The organism is Amycolatopsis sp. NPDC047767, assembly GCF_040704195.1.
Taxonomy (GTDB): domain Bacteria; phylum Actinomycetota; class Actinomycetes; order Mycobacteriales; family Pseudonocardiaceae; genus Amycolatopsis.
This window is the reverse complement of sequence record NZ_JBEYSJ010000008.1, coordinates 41,556-65,865: the sequence shown is the minus strand read 5'-3', so window position 1 is coordinate 65,865 and position 24,310 is coordinate 41,556. Positions and strand designations below refer to the sequence as shown.

General features: G+C 70.4%; 23 protein-coding genes and 1 riboswitch. Of the genes, 3 read left to right on the top strand and 20 right to left on the bottom strand.

Translation table 11 applies throughout. The features are described 5' to 3' along the window. Positions 1 to 5: 5 nt before the first annotated feature. Entirely contained in the window at positions 6 to 1,871 is a 1,866-nt protein-coding gene (locus AB0878_RS16735) for a transglycosylase domain-containing protein (RefSeq protein WP_366581105.1), read from the bottom strand. 163 nt (positions 1,872 to 2,034) lie between these two features. After that, positions 2,035 to 2,790 carry a GntR family transcriptional regulator gene (locus AB0878_RS16730; protein WP_366580685.1) on the bottom strand — a complete coding sequence of 252 codons (756 nt, stop codon included), beginning with the start codon at positions 2,788 to 2,790 and terminating at the stop codon, positions 2,035 to 2,037. A 37-nt stretch (positions 2,791 to 2,827) separates the two neighbouring features. Here AB0878_RS16730 and AB0878_RS16725 point away from each other — a divergent pair, with 37 nt between their 5' ends. Together AB0878_RS16725 and AB0878_RS16720 are read left to right on the top strand one after the other, a co-directional pair. Then, on the top strand, positions 2,828 to 3,427 hold the full coding sequence (locus AB0878_RS16725) for a helix-turn-helix domain-containing protein (protein WP_366580683.1): 600 nt from the start codon (positions 2,828 to 2,830) through the stop codon (positions 3,425 to 3,427). Then, the gene (locus tag AB0878_RS16720; RefSeq protein WP_366580681.1) at positions 3,424 to 3,639 is read left to right on the top strand and encodes a hypothetical protein; all 216 of its coding nucleotides are present in this window, start codon (positions 3,424 to 3,426) and stop codon (positions 3,637 to 3,639) included. Before AB0878_RS16725 ends, AB0878_RS16720 begins: the two co-directional genes overlap by 4 nt. A gap of 922 nt (positions 3,640 to 4,561) precedes the next feature. On the opposite strand, the gene AB0878_RS16715 is transcribed toward AB0878_RS16720, so the two are convergent. The 11 genes from AB0878_RS16715 to AB0878_RS16665 form a co-directional block, all read right to left on the bottom strand. Next, positions 4,562 to 5,932: an L-serine ammonia-lyase gene (locus AB0878_RS16715; RefSeq protein ID WP_366580679.1), complete on the bottom strand. Its 1,371-nt coding sequence runs from the start codon at positions 5,930 to 5,932 to the stop codon at positions 4,562 to 4,564. 17 nt (positions 5,933 to 5,949) lie between these two features. Further along, a complete protein-coding gene (lipA, locus tag AB0878_RS16710; RefSeq protein WP_366580677.1) occupies positions 5,950 to 6,954 on the bottom strand; it encodes a lipoyl synthase in 1,005 nt (334 codons plus the stop codon). Further along, positions 6,951 to 8,225, bottom strand: coding sequence for a serine hydroxymethyltransferase (gene glyA, locus AB0878_RS16705; RefSeq protein WP_366580676.1), 1,275 nt, complete (start codon positions 8,223 to 8,225; stop codon positions 6,951 to 6,953). Before glyA ends, lipA begins: the two co-directional genes overlap by 4 nt. Then, a complete protein-coding gene (gene gcvH, locus AB0878_RS16700; protein WP_360606771.1) occupies positions 8,226 to 8,603 on the bottom strand; it encodes a glycine cleavage system protein GcvH in 378 nt (125 codons plus the stop codon). Positions 8,604 to 8,617: 14 nt separating this feature from the next. Continuing rightward, entirely contained in the window at positions 8,618 to 9,724 is a 1,107-nt protein-coding gene (gene gcvT, locus AB0878_RS16695; RefSeq protein ID WP_366580674.1) for a glycine cleavage system aminomethyltransferase GcvT, read from the bottom strand. A 7-nt stretch (positions 9,725 to 9,731) separates the two neighbouring features. Next, positions 9,732 to 12,623, bottom strand: a complete 2,892-nt coding sequence (gene gcvP, locus AB0878_RS16690) for an aminomethyl-transferring glycine dehydrogenase (protein WP_366580672.1) — start codon at positions 12,621 to 12,623, stop codon at positions 9,732 to 9,734. Between the two features lie 78 nt (positions 12,624 to 12,701). Further along, a riboswitch (glycine riboswitch) is annotated at positions 12,702 to 12,795 on the bottom strand. Positions 12,796 to 12,857: 62 nt separating this feature from the next. Further along, a complete protein-coding gene (locus AB0878_RS16685; RefSeq protein ID WP_366580670.1) occupies positions 12,858 to 13,325 on the bottom strand; it encodes a hypothetical protein in 468 nt (155 codons plus the stop codon). 133 nt (positions 13,326 to 13,458) lie between these two features. Then, positions 13,459 to 14,226: a 3-oxoacyl-ACP reductase gene (locus tag AB0878_RS16680; protein WP_366580668.1), complete on the bottom strand. Its 768-nt coding sequence runs from the start codon at positions 14,224 to 14,226 to the stop codon at positions 13,459 to 13,461. 5 nt (positions 14,227 to 14,231) lie between these two features. Then, a complete protein-coding gene (locus AB0878_RS16675; RefSeq protein WP_366580666.1) occupies positions 14,232 to 15,599 on the bottom strand; it encodes an aldehyde dehydrogenase family protein in 1,368 nt (455 codons plus the stop codon). Further along, positions 15,596 to 16,327 (bottom strand): gamma-glutamyl-gamma-aminobutyrate hydrolase family protein, encoded by a 732-nt coding sequence (locus tag AB0878_RS16670; protein WP_366580664.1) that lies wholly within the window; start codon positions 16,325 to 16,327, stop codon positions 15,596 to 15,598. The genes AB0878_RS16675 and AB0878_RS16670 overlap by 4 nt, the downstream gene beginning before the upstream one ends. After that, entirely contained in the window at positions 16,308 to 17,675 is a 1,368-nt protein-coding gene (locus AB0878_RS16665; protein ID WP_366580662.1) for a glutamine synthetase family protein, read from the bottom strand. Before AB0878_RS16665 ends, AB0878_RS16670 begins: the two co-directional genes overlap by 20 nt. A gap of 224 nt (positions 17,676 to 17,899) precedes the next feature. Here AB0878_RS16665 and AB0878_RS16660 point away from each other — a divergent pair, with 224 nt between their 5' ends. Then, positions 17,900 to 18,421, top strand: a complete 522-nt coding sequence (locus AB0878_RS16660; RefSeq protein WP_364067775.1) for a general stress protein — start codon at positions 17,900 to 17,902, stop codon at positions 18,419 to 18,421. A 316-nt stretch (positions 18,422 to 18,737) separates the two neighbouring features. Here the strand turns inward: AB0878_RS16660 and AB0878_RS16655 are convergent, their stop codons facing one another. From AB0878_RS16655 to rnc, 7 genes are all read right to left on the bottom strand, one after another. Then, entirely contained in the window at positions 18,738 to 20,003 is a 1,266-nt protein-coding gene (locus AB0878_RS16655) for a hypothetical protein (RefSeq protein WP_366580660.1), read from the bottom strand. Next, positions 20,000 to 20,323 carry a PadR family transcriptional regulator gene (locus tag AB0878_RS16650; RefSeq protein ID WP_220237677.1) on the bottom strand — a complete coding sequence of 108 codons (324 nt, stop codon included), beginning with the start codon at positions 20,321 to 20,323 and terminating at the stop codon, positions 20,000 to 20,002. Before AB0878_RS16650 ends, AB0878_RS16655 begins: the two co-directional genes overlap by 4 nt. A 102-nt stretch (positions 20,324 to 20,425) precedes the next feature. Then, entirely contained in the window at positions 20,426 to 21,622 is a 1,197-nt protein-coding gene (locus tag AB0878_RS16645) for an MAB_1171c family putative transporter (protein WP_366580658.1), read from the bottom strand. Then, positions 21,619 to 22,161 carry a hypothetical protein gene (locus tag AB0878_RS16640; protein ID WP_366580656.1) on the bottom strand — a complete coding sequence of 181 codons (543 nt, stop codon included), beginning with the start codon at positions 22,159 to 22,161 and terminating at the stop codon, positions 21,619 to 21,621. Before AB0878_RS16640 ends, AB0878_RS16645 begins: the two co-directional genes overlap by 4 nt. 3 nt (positions 22,162 to 22,164) lie before the next feature. Continuing rightward, positions 22,165 to 22,596 carry a helix-turn-helix domain-containing protein gene (locus tag AB0878_RS16635; RefSeq protein ID WP_366580654.1) on the bottom strand — a complete coding sequence of 144 codons (432 nt, stop codon included), beginning with the start codon at positions 22,594 to 22,596 and terminating at the stop codon, positions 22,165 to 22,167. 51 nt (positions 22,597 to 22,647) lie between these two features. Next, positions 22,648 to 23,511: a bifunctional DNA-formamidopyrimidine glycosylase/DNA-(apurinic or apyrimidinic site) lyase gene (gene mutM, locus AB0878_RS16630; protein ID WP_366580653.1), complete on the bottom strand. Its 864-nt coding sequence runs from the start codon at positions 23,509 to 23,511 to the stop codon at positions 22,648 to 22,650. Positions 23,512 to 23,559: 48 nt separating this feature from the next. Continuing rightward, on the bottom strand, positions 23,560 to 24,306 hold the full coding sequence (gene rnc / locus AB0878_RS16625) for a ribonuclease III (RefSeq protein WP_366580651.1): 747 nt from the start codon (positions 24,304 to 24,306) through the stop codon (positions 23,560 to 23,562). Positions 24,307 to 24,310 lie beyond the last annotated feature (4 nt).

The window sequence follows — 24,310 nt, the reverse complement described above, 5'->3', positions numbered from 1 at the left end:
GACGATCAGCGCCCGGGCGTCTCCTTCGCCAGGGGCGGGGCGAACCGCGGCTCGACCCCACCCTCGATCGGCTGCCCCTGCTCGGCCTGCACCATGAACGTCCGCCAGATGTCCGCGGGCACGGTCGAGCCCATCAGCTTCTTGCCCTGCGCGTCGAACAGCCGCCGCTCGTCGTCGGAGCCGACCCAGACGGCCGTGGCCAGCTGCGGGGTGTAGCCGATCGCCCAGGCGTCCTGGTTGTCCGACGAGTTGCCGTGCTGGAACTCGCCCGTGCGCAGGGCGGCGGGGCGGCCGTCGGGCAGGAAGGTCTGCAGCACGTTCGTCACCTCGGCGGCGATCTTCGCGCTCACGCCCGCGTCGTCGGAGAACGCGGGGTGCGGCTCGTTGTCGTGCTGCCACACGACGCTGCCGTCCTGGGTGAGCACCTTGTCGACGAGGTGTGGCGCCACGCGCATCCCGTCGGCCGCGAAAGTCCCGTACGCGCCGGCCAAGTCCAAGGGCCGCAACGGATACCGCCCGACTGCGATGCCCGAACCGATCAGGAACCCGTCCTTCTCGCGCAGGGTCGGCGAGCCGTCGACCGCCTCCGGGATGCCGGCACCGCGCGCCGCCGCGCTCACCGCGTCGGCGCCGACGCGTTTGGCCAGTCCGATGTACGGCGTGTCGGCGCCCGAGGTCATGGCTGTGCGCAAGGTGCAGGTGGACGGGCACTTGCGCGGGTACTCGAAGTTCTCCCCGAGGAAGTCGATCGTGCCGGGCGCGGCCACGGGTTCGTCGGGCGAGACACCGGCGCGCAGGCCCGCGGTGAGCGTGAACGGGTAGAACGCCGAACCCGCCGCGTGTTCCGTGCCGGCGTAGTCGCGGACGCCGTTGTCGCCGCCGTCGTACGCGCGCACCGCCCCGGTGGCCGGATCGACCGACACGAGCGCGCCGCGGAACTCCTTCGGCTCGCCCTTCAGGCGGTCGGCCAGCGTCGAGCGCGCGGACGCCTGCGCCTTGCGGTCGAGCGTGGTCTGCACGACCAGATTCCCTTGCTGCAGACGGGAAAGCGAGAACCCGTCCTGTTCGAGCTCGCTGAGCACCTGCTGCTTCACGTGGTACTCGTCGTAGGTCACGCTCGCGCGGGTCTCCGACGGCGGCAGGATTTCCTTGCCGGGATAGGCCATCGCGGCGGCGTCCGCGGGTTTGACGTAACCGCGTTGCACGAGTTTGTCGCGCACGTACGTCCAGCGTTTCGCCGCGTGCGCGTCGCCCGAAACGGCCGGGTCGTGCACCGACGGCGACTGGATCATCCCGGCCAGGAACGCGGCTTCACTCCAGGTCATGGAGTCGTCGAGCGGACGGCCGAAGAACGCGTTCATCGCCGCGGCCGGGCCGAAGGTGCCGCGGCCGAAGGAGATGATGTTCACGTAGCTGGTGAAGATCTGTTCCTTGCTCTGCTGCTGCGTGATTTTCGTGGCGAGCACCAGCTCCTGCAGCTTGCGCCCGAGCGTCGCGTCGTCGTCGCCGGTCGATTTCTTGATGTACTGCTGGGTGATCCCCGAACCGCCGCCGACGCCGGTGAGGAACGCGCGGCCGATCCCGGTGGGATCGAAGCCCGCGTTGTCCCAGAACGTCGGGTCTTCGGTGGCGATGATCGCGTCACGCAGCTTCGCGGGCACCTTGTCGTAGGGCACGAAGGAGCGGTCGCCGTCGGCCGGCAGCACCTTGAGCAGCTCGCTGCCGTCGGAGTACTTCAGCTCCACGGTCTTGTCGAGCGAGGCGAGCACGTCCTGCGGGCTGCGGACGTCCATCAGCAGGTAGGCGACCCAGAACGCGATCAGCGGCAGGCCGACGAAGACGCCGAAGCAGCAGTACGCGATGCGCCTGATCTTGCGCCACCGGCGGCGGCGACGGGCACGGGGATCGTCGGGCTGCTCGTTCGTGACACTGCTGGTGGCTCCATCCGTCTCGGCATCCGTGTCGGGTCGCACGATGGGACGACGGCCGGACGGGTGAAAAGGTTGTGCGGTTCGGTGAGAAATTCACGGCGGGTCACGACAGGAAGGCACGCAGCAGCGAAGCCGTGCCCTCGATGTGCTCGGCCATCGCGTGGCGCGCGGCCACGGGATCGCCGGCGAGGATGGCGTCGACGATCGCCTCGTGCTGGGCGTTGGAATGCTCCAGGTTCGGCTCGAGCAGCGGGATGCGGTCGAGCAGCTGGTTCACGCGCGTGCGGGCGTCGGCCATCGCCGTGGTGAGCGAGCTCGACGCCGTGACTTCGGCGATCGCGAGGTGCAGGCGCGAGTCCTTGCGCCGGTAGTCGACGAGGTCGGCGGCCGCGGCCTCGGCGAGCGTGGTCTTGAGGTGCTGCCGGTCGGCCGGGCTGAGCGTCCGCGCGGCGGCCGCCTCGGCGGCGCCGGTCTCGAGCACGTGACGCAGGCACAGCGCGTCTTCGAAGGCGGCTGCGTCGATTTCGCTGGGTTTGCTCTGCGCGGGCTCGGGCAGGTTCTCGTTCACGAACGTGCCGCCGTAACGCCCTCGTCGTGACTCCACGTAACCTGCGTCGGCCAGCGCGCGGATGGCCTCCCTGAGCGTCACCCGGCTCACGCCGAGGCGCTCGGCCAGCTCGCGCTCCGAGGGCAGCCGCTCCCCCGCGCCGACCACGCCGAGGCGGATGGCCTGCAGCAGGCGTTCGACGGTCTCCTCGAACGCGTTGCCCGCGCGCACCGGCCGGAACAGCGCCTCGTTCGCGCTAGCCACCGACGTCTCCACGAGGGCGAGTCTAAGCCCGGTCGATTGCAGAGACATCTTTGCAAAGAATCCTCTGCGGTGTAGTTTGTGTCCCATGAGCTCTTCCGACCGCACCGAACGGATCCTCGACGCACGCACCCTGCGCGCGCTCGCCCACCCGCTGCGGATGCGGCTGCTCGGCCTGCTGGAACAGGACGGCCCCGCCACGGCCACCGGCCTGGGCAAGCGCGTCGGCGAGAGCTCCGGCACCACGTCCTGGCACCTGCGCCAGCTCGCCGACGCCGGCCTCGTCGCGGAGGACCCCGACCGGGGCTCGAAGCGCGAACGCTGGTGGAAGGCCGCCCAGGACTACACCACCATCCGCACCGGCGACTTCGTCCGCGACCCGGAGCTGGCCGGCCCGATCGCGACGGTGCTGCACCAGCTGGTCGTGCAGCGCCACCAGGAGGAAGCGCAGTTCGTCGCCGAGCTACCCCGTTGGCTGGACCGGTGGGAACACAACGCCACCATGACCAGCGAACACCTCTCCCTGACCCCCGAAGAAACCCGCCGGATGAGCGACGAGATCACCGCCGTGGTCAACCGCTACCGCCGCCCTGGCCGCCCCGGCGACGACACCGTCGTCACCCACTGGGCCGCCTTCCCGCGTACCGCCCACCCCGAAGAACCCACCGACACCCTGGGGACGCCATGATTCCGCACCACTTCACGGAGCACTTCGTCGCCGCACGCCAGTCCGAACTCCGCGCTGCGGCGTCCCACCACCGCACCGCCACCGCCGCGGCTCGCACCCTGCCCGCCGCCGCCACCACCGCCCGCCAGCGCCTCGGCTGGCTACTGGTCCACACGGGCCTGCGTCTGGTGACCAACCGGGGCCAGGGGCCGCAGATCACCTTGCCGGCTTGAGGATCCTGTTCGGGCTTTGGTCCACTAAGGACTTCCGAATCCTCGCTCGGGCGCCAGTCCGCCAAGCAACTATCCGCCCTGCGCTCGGCCTTGCGCCTTCCCCGCACGACAGGTCCATTCGCCCAGCGAATGACCCGCCGTACACAACCCACGACCCCACCGACGACCACCCAGCCGCGGCGGGACCCTTCGCGAAGCGCAAGGCATTTGCGGACAAGACCCACCACGCGCCACCACTCACATTGGTGCGAGCGGAACCCGTCGCTCAACGAAGGTCCCCACACCCACGCACGCCGCCTCCCCCGGTCGCGACGGAACCCTTCGCCCAGCGAAGAGACCATCCCACCTTCTCTGCCGCTCCCGCCGTACCCACGTCGAGCGACTCGGGACCCTTCGCCCAGCGAAGACGCCTGTGCCCACCGGATCCACCGCAAACACCAACACGATGGGACGGTTCGTCTTGCGAAGGCCCCACCACCATCGAATGGCCACACCAGCAGCATGCAACCGTTCGCCCGGCGAAAGGCGCATGAGCGTCAGACCCACGGCCCACAACGGCTCACGCCAGCGGGCCCCTTCGCGCAGCGAAAGGACCGCTCGCACGGCAAGCCGACTACGACCTCAGCGCGAACAGCCCAGCCAGTGACCCCGAAACGCAACATGGGACCGTTCGCCCTGCGAAAGGCTCGCGGGCGCCAGCCACCAACCACCACCACTCGCGCCAGCGCAGTGAGACCGTTCGCCCAGCGAAAGGTCCGTGGGTGCCAGACCCGCGACGCACCACACTCGCGCCAGCTCGGCGGGGCCCTTCGCCCAGCGAAAGGACCACTCGCGAGCGGCAACTGCGAGCAGTGACCGAAAAAGCAAGATGGGACCGTTCACCCTCCGAACGGTCCCACCCCAATACCACACCCCGAGCGCCTCAGCACTCGATGACGTTCACCGCCAGCCCGCCGCGGGCGGTTTCCTTGTACTTCACCGACATGTCGGCGCCGGTCTCGCGCATGGTTTTGATGGCCTTGTCCAGCGTGACCACGTGGCTGCCGTCGCCGCGCATGGCCATGCGGGCGGCGTGGATGGCCTTCGAGGCGCCGACGGCGTTGCGTTCGATGCACGGGATCTGCACCAGCCCGCCGACCGGGTCGCAGGTCAGACCCAGGTGGTGCTCGACGCCGATCTCGGCGGCGTTCTCCACCTGGGCCGGCGAGCCGCCGAGTACCTCGGTCAGCCCGGCCGCCGCCATGGCCGAGGCCGAGCCGACTTCGCCCTGGCAGCCGACCTCCGCGCCCGAGATGGAGCCCGTCTGCTTCAAGATCGAGCCCAGAGCACCGGCCGTCAGGAGGAAGGTCACGATGCCGTCGTCCGAGGAGCCGCGGATGAACCGCTGGTAGTAGTGCAGCACGGCGGGAATGATCCCCGCGGCACCGTTCGTCGGCGCCGTGACCACACGCCCGCCGGCGGCGTTCTCCTCGTTGACCGCCAGCGCGTACAGGCTGACCCAGTCCATGGCGTACAACGGATCCCCGACGCCGTCCTCGGCGATCAGCTTGTCGTGCAACGCCTTGGCGCGCCGCGGGACCTTCAGGCCGCCCGGGAGCACGCCCTCGTGGGCGATGCCGGCCGAGACGCACGCGGCCATCACGTCCCAGATCTCCAACAGCCCGGCCCGAACCTCGGCGGCGGAACGCCACGACAGCTCGTTGGCCAGCATGATCTCGCTGATCGGCAGCCCCGTCGCCGCGCAGTGGCCGAGCAGGTCGGCGCCCGTGCGGAACGGGTAGGGCACCGGCGTCGAGTCCTCGACGAACACCGCGTCCGTCTCGTACGACTCGTCGCGCACGAAACCGCCGCCCACGGAGTAGTACGTCCGCGACCGCAGCTCCGAATCACCGGCGAAGGCCCGGAACACCATCCCGTTCGGGTGCGCCGGCAGCGACTTGCGCCGGTGCATCGTCAAGTCGACATCCTCGTCGAACGCGATCTCCCGCACGCCGCCCAGCAGCAACCGCCCCGACGCCCGTATATCGGCGACCCGCGAAGGCACCGTCTCCGTGTCGACCGACTCCGGACGTTCCCCCGACAGCCCCAGCAGCACGGCCTTGTCACTGCCGTGCCCGAACCCCGTCGCGCCGAGCGAGCCGAACAGCTCCGCCTGCACCCGCGTGACGCGGTCCAGCAGCCCCTCGTCGACGAGACCGTCCACAAAGGTCCGCGCGGCCCGCATCGGGCCGACCGTGTGGGAGCTCGACGGCCCGATGCCGATGGAGAACAGATCGAAGACGCTGATCGCCATTGACCCGCCCCTTCCCTCTAGTGCCTGGCCAGCAGCGAGCTGGCTTCCTGCGCCGCCGGGCCCTGTTCGGCCAGGTGCGCCAGGTTCTCCGGCAGCTCCTCGCCGCGGTGGGCCTTGGTCTGCGCGTACAGCCGGCCCGCCCGGTAGGACGAGCGCACGAGCGGTCCCGCCATCACCCCACTGAACCCGAGCGCCTCAGCCGCCTGGGAATGCTCCACGAACTCCTCCGGCTTCACCCACCGGTCCACCGGATGATGCCGCGGCGAGGGACGCAGGTACTGCGTGATCGTCAGGATCTCGCAGCCCGCCTCGAACAGGTCGCGCATCGCCGGCTCGACCTCGTCGGGCGTCTCGCCCATCCCGAGGATCAGGTTCGACTTCGTCACCAACCCGGCCTCACGGGCCTTCGTGATGACTTCCAGCGAACGGGCGTAGCGGAACCCGGGGCGGATCCGCTTGAAGATCCGCGGCACCGTCTCCACGTTGTGCGCCAACACCTCCGGCCGCGACCCGAACACCTCGGCCAGCTGCGCCGGATCGGCGTTGAAGTCCGGGATGAGCAACTCCACACCCGTACCCGGGTTCAGCTCGTGGATCTGCCGGACGGTCTCCGCATACAGCCAGGCCCCGCCGTCGGCCAGGTCGTCGCGCGCAACACCCGTGACGGTCGAGTACCGCAAACCCATGGCCTGCACGGATTCCGCGACCTTGCGCGGCTCCGTGCGGTCCAGCGCGGACGGTTTCCCGGTATCGATCTGGCAGAAGTCACACCGGCGCGTGCACTGGTCCCCACCGATCAGGAACGTCGCCTCACGGTCTTCCCAGCACTCGTAGATATTGGGACAGCCCGCTTCCTCGCAGACGGTGTGCAGGCCCTCCCGGCGCACCAAGCCCTTCAGTTCGGTGAACTCCGGCCCCATCCGCACCTTCGTCCTGATCCACGACGGCTTCTTCTCAATGGGCGTCTCGCTGTTGCGGACCTCCAGCCGCAGCAACTTCCGCCCCTCGGGCTGCGCGCTCATCGCGACAGGTCCGAGTACAGCGGGTGCTTCTTCGCCAGCAGCTCCACGCGCCCGCGCAGCGTCTGCGCCACGGACTCGTCGAAGTCCGGCTTCAGCGCCTCGGCGATCACGTCGGCGACCTCGGCGAAGTCCTCCGCGCCGAACCCGCGCGTGGCCAGCGCCGGCGTGCCGATGCGCAGGCCGGAGGTGACCATCGGCGGCCGCGGGTCGAACGGCACCGCGTTGCGGTTCACCGTGATCCCCACGGTGTGCAGCCGGTCCTCGGCCTGCTGACCGTCCAAAGCGGACTGCACGAGGTCCACGAGCACCAGGTGCACGTCGGTGCCACCGGTCAGCACGCGCACGCCCGCCTCGGCGCAGTCCGAACGCGACAGCCGGTCGGCCAGGATCCGCGAACCTTCGAGGGTCCGCTCCTGCCGCTCGCGGAACTCGTCGCTCGCCGCGATCTTCAACGCCACGGCCTTGGCCGCGATCACGTGCTCCAGCGGCCCACCCTGCTGGCCGGGGAACACCGCCGAGTTGATCTTCTTCGCCAGCTCCTCACGGCACAGGATCAGGCCGCCGCGCGGGCCGCCCAGCGTCTTGTGCGTGGTCGTGGTGACGATGTCCGCGTGCGGCACCGGCGACGGGTGCAGCCCCGCGGCCACCAGGCCCGCGAAGTGCGCCATGTCCACCATCAGGCGAGCGTCGACCAGGTCGGCGATCCGGCGGAACTCCGCGAAATCGAGCTGACGCGGGTAGGCCGACCAGCCCGCGATGATCAGCTTCGGCTGGTGCTCCACGGCCAGCCGCTCGATCTCGGCGAGGTCGACGATCCCGGTCTCTTTGTCGACGTGGTAGGCGACGACGTTGTAGAGCTTGCCCGAGAAGTTGATCTTCATCCCGTGCGTGAGGTGGCCGCCGTGGGCCAGGTCGAGGCCGAGGATCGTGTCGCCCGGCTTCAGCACGGCGAACATCGCCGCCGCGTTGGCCTGGGCGCCCGAGTGCGGCTGCACGTTGGCGTGCTCGGCGCCGAACAGCGCCTTCGCGCGGTCGATCGCCAGCTGCTCGACGACGTCGACGTACTCGCAGCCACCGTAGTAGCGGCGGCCGGGGTAGCCCTCCGCGTACTTGTTGGTCAGCACCGAACCCTGCGCCTCGAGCACACCGACAGGCGCGAAGTTCTCCGACGCGATCATCTCCAGCGTCGACTGCTGACGATCCAGCTCCGCGGCCACCGCGGCGGCGACCTCGGGGTCCACATCGGACAGGTGGGCGTCGAAAGTCGTCATTCAGTTCTCCTGGGTGAGCGCGGCGTACGCGGCGGCGTCGAGCAGCTCCGGGACGTCGCCCGTGAGCCGCACCTTCAGGAGCCATCCTTCGGTGTAGGGGTCGGAGTTCACGATCTCGGGGGTGTCCGATGTGGTCTCGTTCACCTCGACGACCTCGCCGCTCACCGGCGAGTACAGCTCGCTCACGGACTTCGTCGACTCGACCTCGCCGAACACCTCGCCCGCGGTCACCGTGCCGCCCACGGCGGGCAGCTGCACGAACACGATGTCACCGAGCGACTCGGCGGCGAAGGCGGTGATGCCCACGGTCGCGACGCCGTCGACGACCGACAGCCACTCGTGTTCCTTGGTGTAGGACAGGTTCTGGGGGATGCTCACGGTAAACGGGCCTCTCAGGCTCGGGAGTAGAAGGGCAGGGCGACGACCTCCACGGGCTCGATCCTGCCCCTGATGTCGACGGAAAGCTTCGTACCAGGCTCGGCGTACGCCCGATCGACGTAGGCCATCGCGATCGGGTAACCCAGCGTCGGCGAAAGGGCACCACTGGTCACTTCGCCCACCGAAACGCCGTCGGAGACCACGTTGTACCCGTGCCTCGGCGCGCGGCGTCCGGTGGCCCGCAGCCCGACCCGCACCCGCGGAACGTCGGCCTTGGCCAGCTCCGCCAGCGCGGCCCGGCCCACGAAGTCGCCCGACTTCTCGAACTTCACCACGCGCCCCAGGCCGGCGGCGAACGGGTTGAGCTCCCGCGTGAGCTCGTTGCCGTACAACGGCATCCCGGCCTCGAGCCGCAGCGTGTCGCGGCACGCCAGCCCACACGGCACGAGCCCGAACGCCTCACCGGCGTCGGTCAGCGCCCGCCACAACGCCGGCGCCTCGGCGGCGGGCACGAACAGCTCGAAGCCGTCCTCACCCGTGTACCCCGTGCGGGCCAGGAGCACGTCGTGCCCCTTCACCACGGCGGGCACGCTCGCGTAGTACTTGAGCGCGCCCAGGTCCGCGTCGGTCACCGCCGCCAGCACGTCGACCGCGCGCGGGCCCTGCACGGCGATCAGCGCCGTGTCGGCGGACCGGTTCTCCACCACGGCGTCGAACCCGGCCACGCGCTCGGCCAGCGCCTCGGCGACCACGTCGGCGTTGCCGGCGTTGGCCACGACCAGGTACTCCTCGTCGGCCAGCCGGTAGACGACCAGGTCGTCGAGCACGCCGCCGTCGGCGTCGCAGATCATCGTGTAGCGGGCGCGGCCCGGCTTCACTCCGGTGAGGTTGCCGACCAGCGCGTAGTCGAGCACGTCGGCGGCCTGCGCGCCGCGGACGTGGATCTCGGCCATGTGCGACAGGTCGAACAGCCCGGCCGCCTCGCGCACGGCCTTGTGCTCGGCCAGCTCACTGGCGTAGCGGACCGGCATCGACCAGCCCGCGAAGTCGGTGAACAGCGCGCCCAGTCCCTTGTGGACGGCGTGCAGGGAGGTCTCTTTAGCTGCGTTCGTTTCAACCACGGGGCGCTCAGCCTTCGTACGCGTTGAGGGGCGGGCAGGAGCAGACGAGGTTGCGGTCTCCGCGCGCCCCGTCGATCCGGCGCACCGGCGGCCAGTACTTGTTCTTGCGCGACACACCCGCCGGGTACACCGCCAGCTCACGGTCGTAGTCGTGCGTCCACTCGCCCACCAGCGTCTCCGCCGTGTGCGGGGCGGCGCGCAGCGGGCTCGTCTCCGCGGTCCAGCGCCCGGAGGCGACCTGGTCGATCTCGTGGCGGATGGCGATCATGGCGGCGCAGAAGCGGTCGATCTCGCCGAGGTCCTCGCTCTCGGTGGGCTCCACCATGAGCGTGCCCGCGACCGGGAACGACATCGTCGGCGCGTGGAAGCCGTAGTCGATGAGCCGCTTCGCGACGTCGTCGACGGTCACGCCGGTGTCCTTGGTGATGCCGCGCAGGTCGAGGATGCACTCGTGCGCGACCAGGCCGTCCTGTCCGGTGTAGAGCACCGGGTAGTGCGGCGACAGGCGGGCGGCGACGTAGTTGGCCGCGAGCACCGCGACCTTCGTGGCCGCCGTGAGGCCGGGCGCGCCCATCATGCGCACGTACGCCCACGAGATCGGCAGGATCGACGCCGAGCCGTAGGGCGCGCCGCTGATCGGGCCGACGCCGGTGGCCGGGCCCGCCGCGTCGAGCAGCGGGTGGTTCGGCAGGTACGGCGCGAGGTGCGCGCGCACCGCGACCGGGCCGACGCCGGGGCCGCCACCGCCGTGGGGGATGCAGAACGTCTTGTGCAGGTTCAGGTGCGACACGTCGCCGCCGAACTCACCCGGCTTCGCCAGGCCCAGCAGCGCGTTGAGGTTCGCGCCGTCGACGTACACCTGGCCACCGCCGTCGTGCACGATCTTGGCGAGCCGCTCGATGCCGTGCTCGTACACGCCGTGCGTGGACGGGTAGGTGACCATGATCGCCGCGAGCGTCTCGCGGTTCGCGTCGACCTTGGCCTGCAGGTCTTCGAGGTCGACGTTGCCCTCGTCGGTGCACTTCACCACGACCACGCGCATGCCGGCGAGCACGGCCGAGGCCGCGTTGGTGCCGTGCGCGGACGACGGGATCAGGCAGACGTCGCGCTCGGGCTGGCCGTTGGCGTGATGGTAGCCGCGGATGGCGAGCAGACCGGCGAGCTCACCCTGGCTGCCGGCGTTGGGCTGCAGGGAAACCTGGTCGTAGCCGGTCACCTCGGCGAGCCAGCCCGACAGCTGGGCCACGAGCCGGTGGTAGCCCTCGGCGTCCTCGGCCGGTGCGAACGGGTGGATGCCCGCGAACTCGCGCCAGCTGATCGGCTCCATCTCGGTGGTGGCGTTGAGCTTCATCGTGCACGAGCCCAGCGGGATCATGCCGCGGTCGAGCGCGTAGTCCAGGTCGGCGAGCTTGCGCAGGTAACGCAGCATCGACGTCTCGGAGCGGTGCGTGCTGAACACCTCGTGGGCCATGAAGCCGCTCTCGCGCACGATGCCGCTCGGCAGCGCGGTGGCGGTGGCCCACTCGGCGTCCACGCCGAACGCGCGCAGCACCTGCGCGAGGATGTCCGGCCGGGTGACCTCGTCGCAGGCCACCCGCACATGGTCGGCGTCGACGTGCCCGAGGTTGATGCCCGCCTCGCGCGCGGCCGCGTGAACCTCGGCGGCGCGGCCGGGAACGTGCGCGACGACCGTGTCGAAGAACGCCTCGTGCACGACCTCCACGCCACCTTCGCGCAGCGCTGCGGCGAAGCCCGCCGCCAGCTCGTGCACGCGGGTCGCGATGGCCTTCAGGCCGTCCGGGCCGTGGTACACGGCGTACATCGCGGCGAGCACGGCCGGCAGCACCTGCGCGGTGCAGATGTTCGACGTCGCCTTCTCACGGCGGATGTGCTGCTCGCGCGTCTGCAGCGCGAGCCGGTAGGCCATGTTGCCGTCGGCGTCCACGGACACGCCCACCAGGCGGCCCGGCAGCGAACGCTCGAGCCCGGCGCGCACGGCCAGGTAACCCGCGTGCGGGCCGCCGTAGCCCAGCGGCACGCCGAAGCGCTGCGTCGAACCCGCGGCGACGTCGGCGCCGAACTCGCCCGGCGAGGTGATCAGCGTGAGCGCAAGCAGGTCGGCAGCCACCGTGTAGAGGGCGCCCGCGGCCTTCGCGGCCTCGGAAATGGCGTGGTAGAAGCCGCGGCCCCGCAGCACGCCGGACGCGCCGGGGTACTGCACGACGACGCCGAAGAACTCCTCGGGCAGCCCGGTGAGCAGGTCGCGCACCTGCACGTCGATGCCCAGCGCGGCGGCTCGCGTGCGCACGACGGCGATGGTCTGCGGCAGGCATTCGGCGTCGAGGACGATCACATTGGACTTCGACTTCGACGAGCGGCGCATCAGCGTCATGGCCTCGGCGACGGCGGTCGACTCGTCGAGCATCGACGCGTTGGCCGTGGTCAGGCCCGTGAGGTCGGCGACCATCGTCTGGAAGTTCAGCAGCGCTTCGAGCCGGCCCTGCGAGATCTCCGGCTGGTACGGCGTGTAGGCGGTGTACCACGCGGGGTTCTCGAGCACGTTGCGGCGGATCACGCCCGGCGTGACGGTGTCGGAGTAGCCGAGGCCGATCATCTGCGTCATCGGGCGGTTGAGCGCCGCGAGCGCGCGCAGCTCGGCGGTGGCTTCCTCTTCGGACGCGGCCTCGGGCAGATCCAGGTCACCGGTGGTGCGGATGGCGGACGGGACGGCCGCCTCCACGAGGGCGTCCAGGCTTCCGTAACCGCATTCGGCGAGCATCTTGGCCCGCTCGGCCTCAGCGGGGCCGATGTGGCGGGCGTCGAACGGTGTGGAGGTGATGGGAGCTCCTCGGGCCGGGCACCGGGCGCAGCGGTGCGCTGGGAACTCCCCCTCTGTCATGGGCACCTGAGAGTTTCACCGCGCAGCGCGGCTTTCACCTTGGGTGAGGCGCGGGTGCGCCTGCTTTCCAGAGTGGCCTCGCGCGAAGCGGTAGTGGGTACCTGAGAGATTCCGGGGAGTTTGCTCCTTCGGTGCCCCACCGGTCTCATGGGGGCTCTCCCGCTCCTGCTCGAACGGCCCGGTATTCATGTTTGTGTGCTGGCGGCCACGTTACCTGCCGCTTTGCGCGCCAGTCTACCTCGGACGGTTCACGCCACACCCGCCGAGCCGCGGGGAGAAGGTGCGCAGGTGACGGGTCTGCGAGGGAAGCGTCACGGGGACCTTCGTGATCTTCGACGGACCGGCCAGCAGCGCGCACAGGTCGGCACAGCGAGTGAGCAGCACGGCCAGGTCGCGCAGTTCGTCGTCGCCGGCCCCGAGGCAGGACTGGGCGCACAGCGATAGCAACCGCGCGGCCTCGCCGCACATCGACTTCACCGACATGCGGACCATCGCGACCTCGGCGGCCATGCCGGAGCACCGGTCCAGCGTGTCGGCGCACAGCCGTGACATCGACGCCGCCGCGAGCATCACCGGTCCCATCGTGGCCAGCTCACTGCCGGGTTCGGCACGCCGCGCCAGCGCCTTTTCGCACCGCGTCCGGCACAGTTCGCAGAGGTCGGCGACCTCCTGCAGCATCGGAGACGCTTCACGGATCGGCATGGCACCCTCCCGGACCGGCGACCGGACCGGTCGCCACGGTTCCGGTCTACCCACCGCGAAACCGGACGGGGGGCGTCGCCACCGGAACAGGCGGAAGATCAACCCGTCCCGGTGAAACGTTGTGCCCGAGTTCCTAAAGTGGAGTGACGTACGCGCCCGAAATGCCACCGTCCACGAGGAACTGCGACGCGGTGATGAAGCTGGCGTCGTCACTGGCCAGGAAGGCCACCGCGGCGGCGATCTCCTCCGGCTCGGCGAACCGGCCGACGGGCACGTGCACCAGCCGCCGCGCGGCACGTTCCGGGTCCTTCGCGAAGAGCTCCTTCAGCAGCGGCGTGTTCACCGGCCCCGGGCACAGCGCGTTGACGCGGATGTTCTCCCGAGCGAACTGCACGCCCAGCTCGCGGCTCATCGCGAGCACCCCGCCCTTCGACGCGGTGTAGGAGATCTGCGAGGTCGCCGCGCCCATCACGGCCACGAACGACGCCGTGTTGATGATCGAACCCTTGCCCTGACGCTGCATGTGCGGCAGCGCGGCCTTGCAGCACAGGTACACCGAGGTCAGGTTCACGCGCTGCACGCGCTCCCACGCCTCGAAGTCCGTGGTGAGGATCGAGTCGTCCTCGGGCGGCGAGATGCCGGCGTTGTTGAACGCCACGTCGACCGCGCCGAACTGGTCCACAGCCGTCTGGAACAGGGCCTCCACCTGCTCGGGGTCGGTCACGTCGGCCTGCACGAACAGGCCCCCGACCTCGTCGGCCGCCGCCTTGCCCTGCTCGGGCGTGAGGTCGCCGATCACGACCTTCGCGCCCTCGCTCGCCAGCCGGCGCGCCGACGCGAGGCCGATGCCGCTGGCCCCGCCCGTGATCACGGCGACACGGCCGTCGAAACGCTGCACCATCTCTCTCAATCCTCCGTGCTCAGGAAAACGTTCTTCGTCTCGGTGAAGGCCGTCGGCGCGTCCGGCCCCAGCTCACGGCCGAGACCCGACTGCTTGAACCCGCCGAACGGGGTCCAGTACCGCACCGACGAGTGCGAGTTCACCGAAAGGTTCCCCGACTCCACCCCGCGCGCGACGCGGAAGGCCCGCCCGACGTCGCGTGTCCAGATCGATCCGGAGAGGCCGTAGTCGGTGTGGTTGGCCATGCGGATGGCGTCGGCCTCGTCGTCGAACGGGACCACGGCCACGACCGGGCCGAAGATCTCGTCGGCGGCCAGCGGGTCGGCGAGGCTCGCCGGCGTGACGACGGTGGGCGCGAACCAGTAACCCGGCCCCTCGGGCGCGCTGCCGCGAAACGCAACAGGTGTCGCGTCAGTGACGTACGACGAGACCTTCGCGTGGTGCGCGGCGGAGATCAGCGGGCCCATCTCCGTGGCGTCCTCACCGGGATCGCCGACGACCACGCCCTGCACGGCCGGCTCCAGCAGCTCCATGAACCGCTCGTGGACGCTGCGCTGCACCAGGATCAGCGAACGCGCGCAGCAGTCCTGGCCGGCGTTGTCGAACACCCCGTACGGCGCCGTCGCGGCGGCCTTCTCCAGGTCGGCGTCGGCGAACACGACGTTGGCGTTCTTGCCGCCCAGCTCCAGCGTCACGCGCTTCACCTGCGCCGCGCAGCCGGCCATGATCTGCTTGCCGACCTCGGTGGAGCCGGTGAAGACGACCTTGCGCACCAGCGCGTGGTCCACGAACCGCTGCCCCACCACCGAACCCTTGCCCGGCAGGACCTGGAACACGTCCTCGGGGATGCCGGCCTCGCGCGCGAGCTCGCCGAGGCGGATCGCGGTGAGCGGCGTGAGCTCCGCGGGCTTGAGCACCACGGTGTTGCCGGCCGCGAGCGCCGGCGCGAAGCCCCAGCCCGCGATGGGCATCGGGAAGTTCCAGGGCACGATCACGCCGACCACGCCGAGTGGTTCGTGGAAGGTCACGTTCACTCCGCCGGGCACCGGGATCTGTTGCCCGATCAGGCGTTCCGGCGCCGCGGAGTAGTAGTTCAGGACGTCGCGGACGTTGCCCGCTTCCCATCGCGCGTTGCCGATCGTGTGGCCGGAGTTGGTCACCTCGAGGCGCGCGAGGTTCTCGAGGTCGGCCTCGACGGCGTCGGCGAAGCGGCGCAGCAGCCGCGCGCGATCGCCGGGGGCGACGGCCCGCCAGGCTCCGAACGCGGCGTGGGCGCGGGCGATCGCCGCGTCGGTCTCTTCGGCGCTCGTGAGCGCGACCGACCGCACCACCTGCTCGGTGGCGGGGTTGATCACGTCGAACGTCTGCGTCACTTGCGCTCCTCTGCTGCTTCGAGTGCTGCCACGACCAAGGCCCGGAACAGGCGCACGTCTTCGGTGTCCTGCTCGGGATGCCACTGCACCCCGAGCACGAACTCGCCGCCGGGCAGCTCGGCCGCCTCGACGGTGCCGTCGGCGGCGTGCCCGGATGCGACCAGGCCTTCGCCGAGCCGGTCGATGGCCTGGTGGTGGTAGCAGTGGCCCTTCGTCTCGGGCCCGAGCAACGCGGCGGCGCGTGTGCCGTCGACGAGGGTGATGCTGCTGGTGCCGAACGTCGCGGGCGCGGGCTGGTGCGCGGTGTCGCCGAGGGACTCGGGCAGGTGCTGGGTGAGCGTGCCGCCGAGGGCGACGCTGATCACCTGCAGCCCGCGGCACACGCCGAGCACGGGTTTGCGCGCCGCGCGGGCCGCCTCGAACAGGCCGAACTCGAAGGCGTCACGGCCCGGGCGCGTGTACGTGGCGGGGTGGGGCTCGGCGCCGTACTTGCCCGGCTCGACGTCGGCGCCGCCGGTGAGCACGAGCCCGTCCACGCGGTCGACGAGGCTCGCGTACGCGTCGGTCAAGGGCGGCAGCAGCACGGGAATCCCGCCGGCGGCCACCACGCAGTCGGTGTAAACGCGGTGCAGCAGCGTGGCTTCCGTGTCCCACGCGAGGAACTTGGCCTGCTCGACGTAGGTGGTGAGCCCGATGACGGGTTTGTGCTCAGAGACGTTCGAAGCCACGGATGAGCTCCCAATCGGTCACGGCCTTCTCGAACGCCTCCCGCTCCACGCGGGCGGCGTTGAGGTAGTGGTCCACCACATCGTCGCCGAAGGCCTCGCGCGCGATGCGGCTGCCCGCCAGCACGTCCGCGGCTTCACCCAAGGTGGTGGGCACGGTCGGCTTGTCGGAGCCGTACGCGTTGCCCGCGAACTCGGGCTCCAGGGGCAGCTCGTTCTCGATGCCGTGCAGGCCGGCGGCGATCAGCGCGGCGACGGCGAGGTACGGGTTCACGTCGCCGCCCGGCACGCGGTTCTCCACGCGCAGCGAGTCGCCGTGACCCACCACGCGCAGCGCGCACGTGCGGTTGTCCGTGCCCCACGCGACTGCCGTCGGGGCGAAACTGCCGCGCACGAACCGTTTGTAGGAGTTGATGTTCGGGGCGAAGAAGTAGGTCAGCTCGCGCAGCGCGGCCAGCTGGCCGGCGAGGAAGTGCTCCATGAGCTTCGAGAAGCCGTGGTCGCCGTCGCCGGGCAGGACCGCGTTGCCGTCGGTGCCGCGCAGGCTGAGGTGGATGTGGCAGGAGTTGCCTTCGCGCTCGTTGTACTTCGCCATGAACGTGAGGCTCTTGCCCTCCTGCGCGGCGATCTCCTTGGCGCCGTTCTTGTAGACGCTGTGGTTGTCGCACGTGGTGAGCGCCTCCGCGTAGCGGAACGCGATCTCCTGCTGGCCGGGGTTGCACTCGCCCTTGGCCGACTCGGGGTACAGGCCGGCGCCCGCCATCTCGTTGCGGATGCGGCGCAGCAGCGGCTCGACGCGCGCGGTGCCGAGCATCGAGTAGTCCACGTTGTACTGGTTCGACGGCTTGATGCCCTGGTAACGCTTGTCCCACGCGGCTTCGTAGCTGTCGTCGAACACGATGAACTCGAGCTCGGTGCCCACGAACGCCTGCAGGTTCCGGTCTTCGAGACGCTCCAGCTGTCGCCGCAGCACCTGTCGCGGCGACACCGCGACGGGCCCGCCGCCGTCCACGCGCTCGACGTCGGCGAGCACCAGCGCCGTGCCCTCCTGCCACGGGACGAGGCGCAGGGTGGTGAAGTCGGGGCGCAGCACGAAGTCGCCGTAGCCCGCGTCCCAGCTCGAGATGGCGTACCCGTCGACCGTGTTCATGTCGACGTCGACGGCGAGCAGGTAGTTGCACGCCTCGGTGGCGTGGCCGACGACCTCTTCGAGGAAGTACTCGGCCGAGCAGCGTTTGCCCTGGAGCCGGCCCTGCATGTCGGTGATCGCGACCAGCACCGTGTCGATCGTGCCCGCCGCGACCCGCTCACGGAGCGCGTCGAGCGTGAGCAACCCTCGCCTGCCAACCATGGCACCGCCCCAAAGGTTTGGAAGGGATCCTTTGCGGGTTCTTCCTACCGGCCGGTGCTCGCGCGGTCAATCCGGTCAAAGGTATTCTTGGGGCCCTTTGAGTAAGCACTGCGTAAGAGCCTCGTATGTCCGGCTTGCCCGGCTGAGAAGAATCTGTGAATCGTGGGGGTGCGGGACCAAACGCGCCGTCTCGGGCGTTGAACGGGACAAGAGAGGTGAGAGGGATGACAGAAGCATTCACGCAGTCCACGATCAGCCGGCAGCAGGCGCGGCCGCAGCTCCCGACCATGCCCACGGGCTGGCCGATCGGCTCCTACGAGTCCTACGAGCAGGCACAGAAGGCGGTCGACCACCTCGCGGGCACCGACTTCCCCATCAGCGACGTCACCATCGTCGGCATCCAGCCGATGCTCGTGGAGCGCATCGCGGGCCGCATGAGCTGGAGCAAGGTCCTCAGCAGCGCCGCCATGTCCGGCGCGGTGTTCGGCCTGTTCCTGGGCCTGGTGCTCAGCCTGCTCAACCCCGCCGCGGGCCTGCTGTCCATCGTCATCGGCCTCGTCGCGGGCGTCGCCTTCAACCTGCTGTTCGGCGCCCTGGGCTACGCGGCCAACCGCAACAAGCGCGGCTTCGTCTCGCAAAGCCAGCTCGTCGCCCAGCGCTACGACGTCCTGTCGCAGCCCCGCAACGCCGAAAAGGGCCGCGCCCTCCTCGCGGACCTGGCCGCCCGCTCGGCCTTCGGCCACTGACGTAACCCCCGAAACTCGGGCGCCTGGGTCTCGAACCCCGGGCGCCCGAGTTCTTTTTTGCCTCCGTGCTGCCGGGTCCGGCGGGGACTGCTCAGGACGCGGATCGCACGCCTCGCCCGCTTGCCGCCTCTTACTCCCCACCGGTTCGGCAGCATCAGCCTCAGGCACCCCGGGGCACCGTTTGTCGGGATGAGCCGATCCTCGCACCCCGGCGGTTCTGGCAGGCACCGGTTTTGCGGTGGCCATGACCGGACCACGACGTAGACGGAACCGGGGGAGCAGCCCCGACCTCTGCTCCCCCGGTCCCTCGCACGCTCTACCGACTCGGCGGAGCAGGGCTGGTCGGCAAAGTCGGCTTCGCCGGCGCCGACGACGTCGGCTTGGCCGGTGCGCTGGAAGGGGCACTCGACGAAGGCGCCGGCTTCGGGATCGCCGCGGCGAACGGCACCCCGGCCTCCTCGCGGCAATACCCGAGGTAGCCGTTGTACCCATCCCGGTTTCCATTGCCGTCCTGCACGCCCTGCACGAGCTGCGGCCGCGGGAACCGGTTGTCCTCGCCGATCTTCGAGCGGGTGCCGGTGTCCTGTTCGCAGCCGTAGCGCGTGACGGTCAGCGGGCGGCCCTGGTCGTCGTACAGGTAGACGTCCGTGAGCGGCTTGCCGGAGGCGTCGAAGGCGTAGACGTTGTCGACGTCCTCGTTGCCGTACCGCAGCTGCTGGTTGCCGTAGGTGTCCGTGGACGGCGACGAGTACGACGTCGTGTCCGGGTAGTACGTGCGGTGCGTGATCAGGTCGATCGCCGCGCCGAAGCCGCCGAACGCGCCGCCGATGACGAAGGCCGACACCGGCACCGCGATCCACAGCAGCCGCCGGTCGCCGCCGACCTTCGGGCCGGCCCAGACCACCGCCGCGGCGGCCGCGATGAGGAACGGCAGCAGCAGCACCGCGTACGAGTGCCGCACCATCAGCAGCAGGCCGAACCCGACCAGCGCCACCGCGCACACCACCCACCACGCGGGCTTCAGCGAGCGCAGGTACCCCACCGCCTTGTCGCCCTCGCGGTTCGCGCGCCACGACCGCACCGACTCCCGCGTCCGCACGACCTCGGGCAGCTCCAGCACGGCCGAAACCCCGCGGTTGAACAGGAAAATCAAGCTCAACGCGAACACCGGCGCGAGGAGCAGCAGCCCCAGCAACCTGTCCGGATCGAGACTCACCGCCGCCGCGAACGCGAACAACGCGAGCCCGGCGGCGCAGAACACCAAGCCCCACAAGGCAAAACGAGCCGCGAACAAGCTCGGGGCCTTCGCCGGAGCCAGCACGGCCGTCGCCCCTTCGGCCCCCGCGGGCGCCGGCGGATAACCCCCGGACGCGCGCAGCTCGGCCGCGTAGCTCTCCGGCGAGCCCAGCCGTTCGATGAGCTGCTCGACGCGCGCGTCGGCCCCCAGCTCCGTTTCCATCTCGGCCAGGTGCGGCCGGACGTCCTCCAGGATCTCCTCGATCTCCCCCGCGGGCAGATCGGCGAGCGCGGTGCGGACCCTCGCCAGGTACACGCGCACCGCGGTGGGCTTCTCCGTACTCATGCGGCCTCTCCCAGTAACCCGTTCATCGTCGACGCGAAACTCGCCCACGTCTTCCCCGACTCCTGCAGCCGCGCTCTCCCCGGCTCGTTCAGGCTGTAGTACTTGCGGTGCGGGCCCTCTTCGCTCGGCACGACGTACGACGTCAGCAGCCCGGCCTTGTACAGCCGGCGCAACGTGCCGTAAACGGAAGCGTCCCCCACTTCCTCCAGGCCGGCCACGCGAAGTCTTCGGAGCACGTCGTAGCCGTACCCGTCGTCTTCGCGAAGCACGGCCAGCACCGCCAGGTCCAGCACTCCCTTGAGCAGCTGACTGATCTCCACGGCACCCTCCAGTCTTGCGCTTGGAACGGTACCACGCATTGCGCAGTAGTGTGCACGGCGGACGGCCGTTCGGCGGAAACCGTCCGCGCGGAAAGGTGAAGATCAGACCGGAACGCCCAGCTCACGCCGGGTTTCGCGCCGCACGTCGGCCACCAGAGCCGAGCGCCGCCACGCGCGCGTCACCTCGACGAGCCACGCGGCCTCTGCACTCACGTCGGCGGCCACGGCCCGGCTCAGGGGCGCGTCGGCGTCGTCGGGCTGGAACCGGTGGTCGGCTTCGCGCGCGACGAGGGCGGCGGCGAGCGTGGCGGCGTCGACGGTCGCGGCCACCCGGCGCGTCGGCACACCGTCGCGGCGGGCGCGGTCCACCACGCGCGCGGGCAGGTCCGGGTCGAAGTACGGCCGCAGCGCGAGGTGCCCGTCACGGATCTCGATCACGCGCCGGTACAGCGCGAACTCCGCCCCACGCCCCAGACCACGAGCCGGATCCAGGGCGATGCCCGGCACGGCGTCGCGCAGCACCGTCCACAGTGGCTCGATCCGGCGGTAACCGCGGTACGCGCGCAGCCACCGGAACGGCGTGGCGAGCGAAGGCCCCCACACCGACAACGTCGAGCCCGCCACGGCGAGCACCACACACGCCGCCCCCAGTACCGCGGCCGGCAGGTCCTCCGTCGCCTCCACGCGGCCATCCGAGACGAGCGCGGCCACGTCGTCGAGGTCCCACAGCGTCCACGCGACCGCGGCGACCACGCCCGCGAAGATCAGCCACAACCCCGTGCGAAGCGAACCCGCGCGGGCGCGCATGGCGAAGCGCGCGAAGAAGACGGCGACGAGCGTCAGGCTCAGCACCCCGTATACGACGAACACCAGCTCATACGCGATCAAGAACGGTCGCCGTTCAACGGCGACGACCGTCTCGTCACCCGCACGGTCCGGGCCCGCCAGGATGAACAGCACGATCTCCACGGCGATCACGAACCACGACAGGACCGCGTGCCGGCCCAGGCGCGCGTCGGCGCCGAAGCGCATCGAGCGCGTGAACGCGACCGTGAACCCGATCGCGCCGAACTTCGCGAGGTCGCCGGCCAGCGGCGCGTACTCGGCGTACCAGCGGTGGTGGCCGGCCAGCTCGTCCATCGCCGGCATGCCGTCGGTGATGCCGAGCGCGATGCAGATGCCGAAGCCGGCGAGGAACCACAACGTGCGAGCCGGCTGGTCGCGCCCGGCCTCGAGCAGCTTCATTCCGAAGCCGGCGAACCCGAGCACACAGGCCAGGTACGCCAGCGTCTCGATCACGGGTTCCGGCGGCGCGGGCGGCCGCCGAACATGTCGTCCATGCGGGCCATGCCGCTGTCCGCCACCGGCCGAGGTCCCTGCACCTTCGCCACGCGCTGGGCGAGCAACGACGCCACGAGCTCCGCTTCCTGCTCCTCCACGGCCGAATACGTGGTCCGCCCCAGCACCCGGCGAACCAGCTCCGGCGAGAGGCTGGGCATCAACGCACGGCTCACGGCGACGTCGATGGCCGCGCCTTCAGCGCCCGCGTCGGACCCGACGTGCCCGCAGAGCAGGTGGCCCACCTCGTGCAGCAGGATGTGGCGCCGGTGCAGGGCCGTGGTGTTGGTGGGATAGAGGATGTAGTCGGCTCGCGCGGTGCTCATCAGCAGGCCGCACGGCCCGCCGGACGGCGCGTTGACCGGCATCAGCTCGATGGGCCGGCCGCGACCGGCGGCGATGCCCGCCACGAACTCGGCGGCGTCGAAGGGCTCGGGCAGCGCCGGCGCCTCGGCCAGACGACGGCAGCGTCGCCAGAGCTCGCGCCGCCCGTCCGCCACCCCTCAGTCCTCCTTCTTCACGCCGCTTCGCGCGGCCTCCCTCCGGGCGATCGCGTCGATCATGTCGCTGATCGTGTCGAGCCCGTCGGGCGAGAGCGTGATGGCCCGCAGTGCCACGTCGCGGACACCGGCGTCGCGCAAGGCGCCGAGCAACGCCAGCTCTTCCGCGATCTTCACGCTCTGCTCGTCGTCGAAGAAGTATGCCGGAGGAACACCGAAAAACTGCGCGAGCGCCTCGAGATGACGCTTCGTGGGGTTGTCGCGACGCCCGGTGCGCAGCTGCCAGAGGTACGTGGTGGAGAAGCTCTCCCCCGTCGCCTCACGACACGCGCGGGCGACCTCCTCGTGGCTGTACTGGTCGCGGTCGGGCCGGCGCACGACGTGGAACAGCTGGTCGATCTTGTCGGCCAGCGACGATCTGTCCGGCTCCGTCATGCTGCTCCTCTTCCGCCCCGTTCATTCTAGTTGATCGCCTCGACAGACGCATCAACGCGAGCTGCGGGGCCGCGGCTGGCACTTCGGGCAGGAGTAGGACGAGCGGTTCATGAACGGTTCCCGCCGGATCGCCGTTCCGCACCGGCGGCACGGTAGTCCTTCCTGGCCGTATGCGTCGAGAGATCGGGAAAAGTACCCGGATTGCCCGTTCACGTTGACGTACAACGCATCGAAGGACGTGCCACCCACGGCGAGCGCCGCGCTCATCACTTCGCCGGCGGCGGCCAGCAGCGCGCTGCCCTGGGCGTTGGTGAGCTTGTCGGTGGGCCGGGTGCCGTGCAACTTGGTGCGCCACAAGGCTTCGTCGGCGTAAATGTTGCCGACGCCGGACACGAGGGTCTGGTCCAGCAGCGCGCGCTTGACCTCGGTGCGCCGCGAGCGCAACGCCTTCACGGCGGCCGCCGGGTCGAACCGCGCGTCCATCGGGTCGCGGGCGATGTGAGCGATGGTGGCGGGCAGCAGGTCGCCCTCGACGTCGGCCAGATCGTCGAGCGCGAGGCCGCCGAAGGTGCGCTGGTCCACGAACCGCAGCTCCGGACCGTCGTCGTCGAAGCGGACGCGCACGCGCAGGTGTTTCTCGTCGAGCGTGCCCTCGGGCTGCACCAGCATCTGGCCGCTCATGCCGAGGTGTGCGAGCACGGCCTCACCGTGCGACAGCTCCAGCCACAGGTACTTGCCCCGCCGGCGCGCGGCTTCGATCACGACCCCGGCCAGCCGGCCGGTGAAGTCTTCCGCACCGAGGGCGTGCCTGCGGATCGCGCGCGGGTGCAGGACCTCGACCTTGCTGACGGTGCGACCGGCCACGTGGGCCTCGAGGCCGGCGCGCACGACCTCGACCTCGGGAAGTTCGGGCATGGCGTCCATTCTGCCCGTCGGGTACGACAGTTCCGGACCGGTCGGGCGTCAGCCTTCGGACTTGGCGGAGCCTTCGCCCAGCTCTTCGGACAGGGCGCGCCACGCCGTTTCGGCGGCCTTCTGCTCGGCTTCCTTCTTCGTGGTGCCGGAACCGTTGCCCAGCGGACGGCCCGCGACCAGCACCGTGGCGGTGAACTCCTTGCGGTGGTCCGGACCGGTGTCCTCCACGCGGTACTCGGGCACGCCGAGACCGGAGGACGCCGTGAGCTCCTGCAGGCTGGTCTTCCAGTCGAGACCGGCCCCGCGCAGGGGCGCCTCGGCCAGCAGGCCGTCGAAGAGGTGGTGCACGAGCTTGCGCGCGACCTCGATGCCGTGGGCCAGGTACGTGGCACCGATCACGGCTTCGAGACCGTCGGCGAGGATGCTCGCCTTGTCCCGGCCGCCGGTGAGCTCTTCGCCCTTGCCCAGCAACAGGTGCGCCCCGAGCCCGCCCTCGCCCAGCCCGCGGGCGACACCCGCCAGCGCGTGCATGTTGACGACGCTGGCGCGCAGCTTCGCGAGCTGGCCTTCCGGCAGGTCCGGGTGCGTGGTGTACAGGTGGTCCGTGACGACCAGGCCGAGCACCGCGTCGCCGAGGAACTCCAGCCTCTCGTTGGGCGGGAGCCCACCGTTCTCGTACGCGTACGAACGGTGGGTCAGCGAAAGCCGAAGGAGCTCGGGGTCGAATTCGACCCCGAGCGCCTCGAGCAGTGTCGTGGGATCGGCCGCGGGTCCCCCGGCGGACTTACCCCCCATGGTC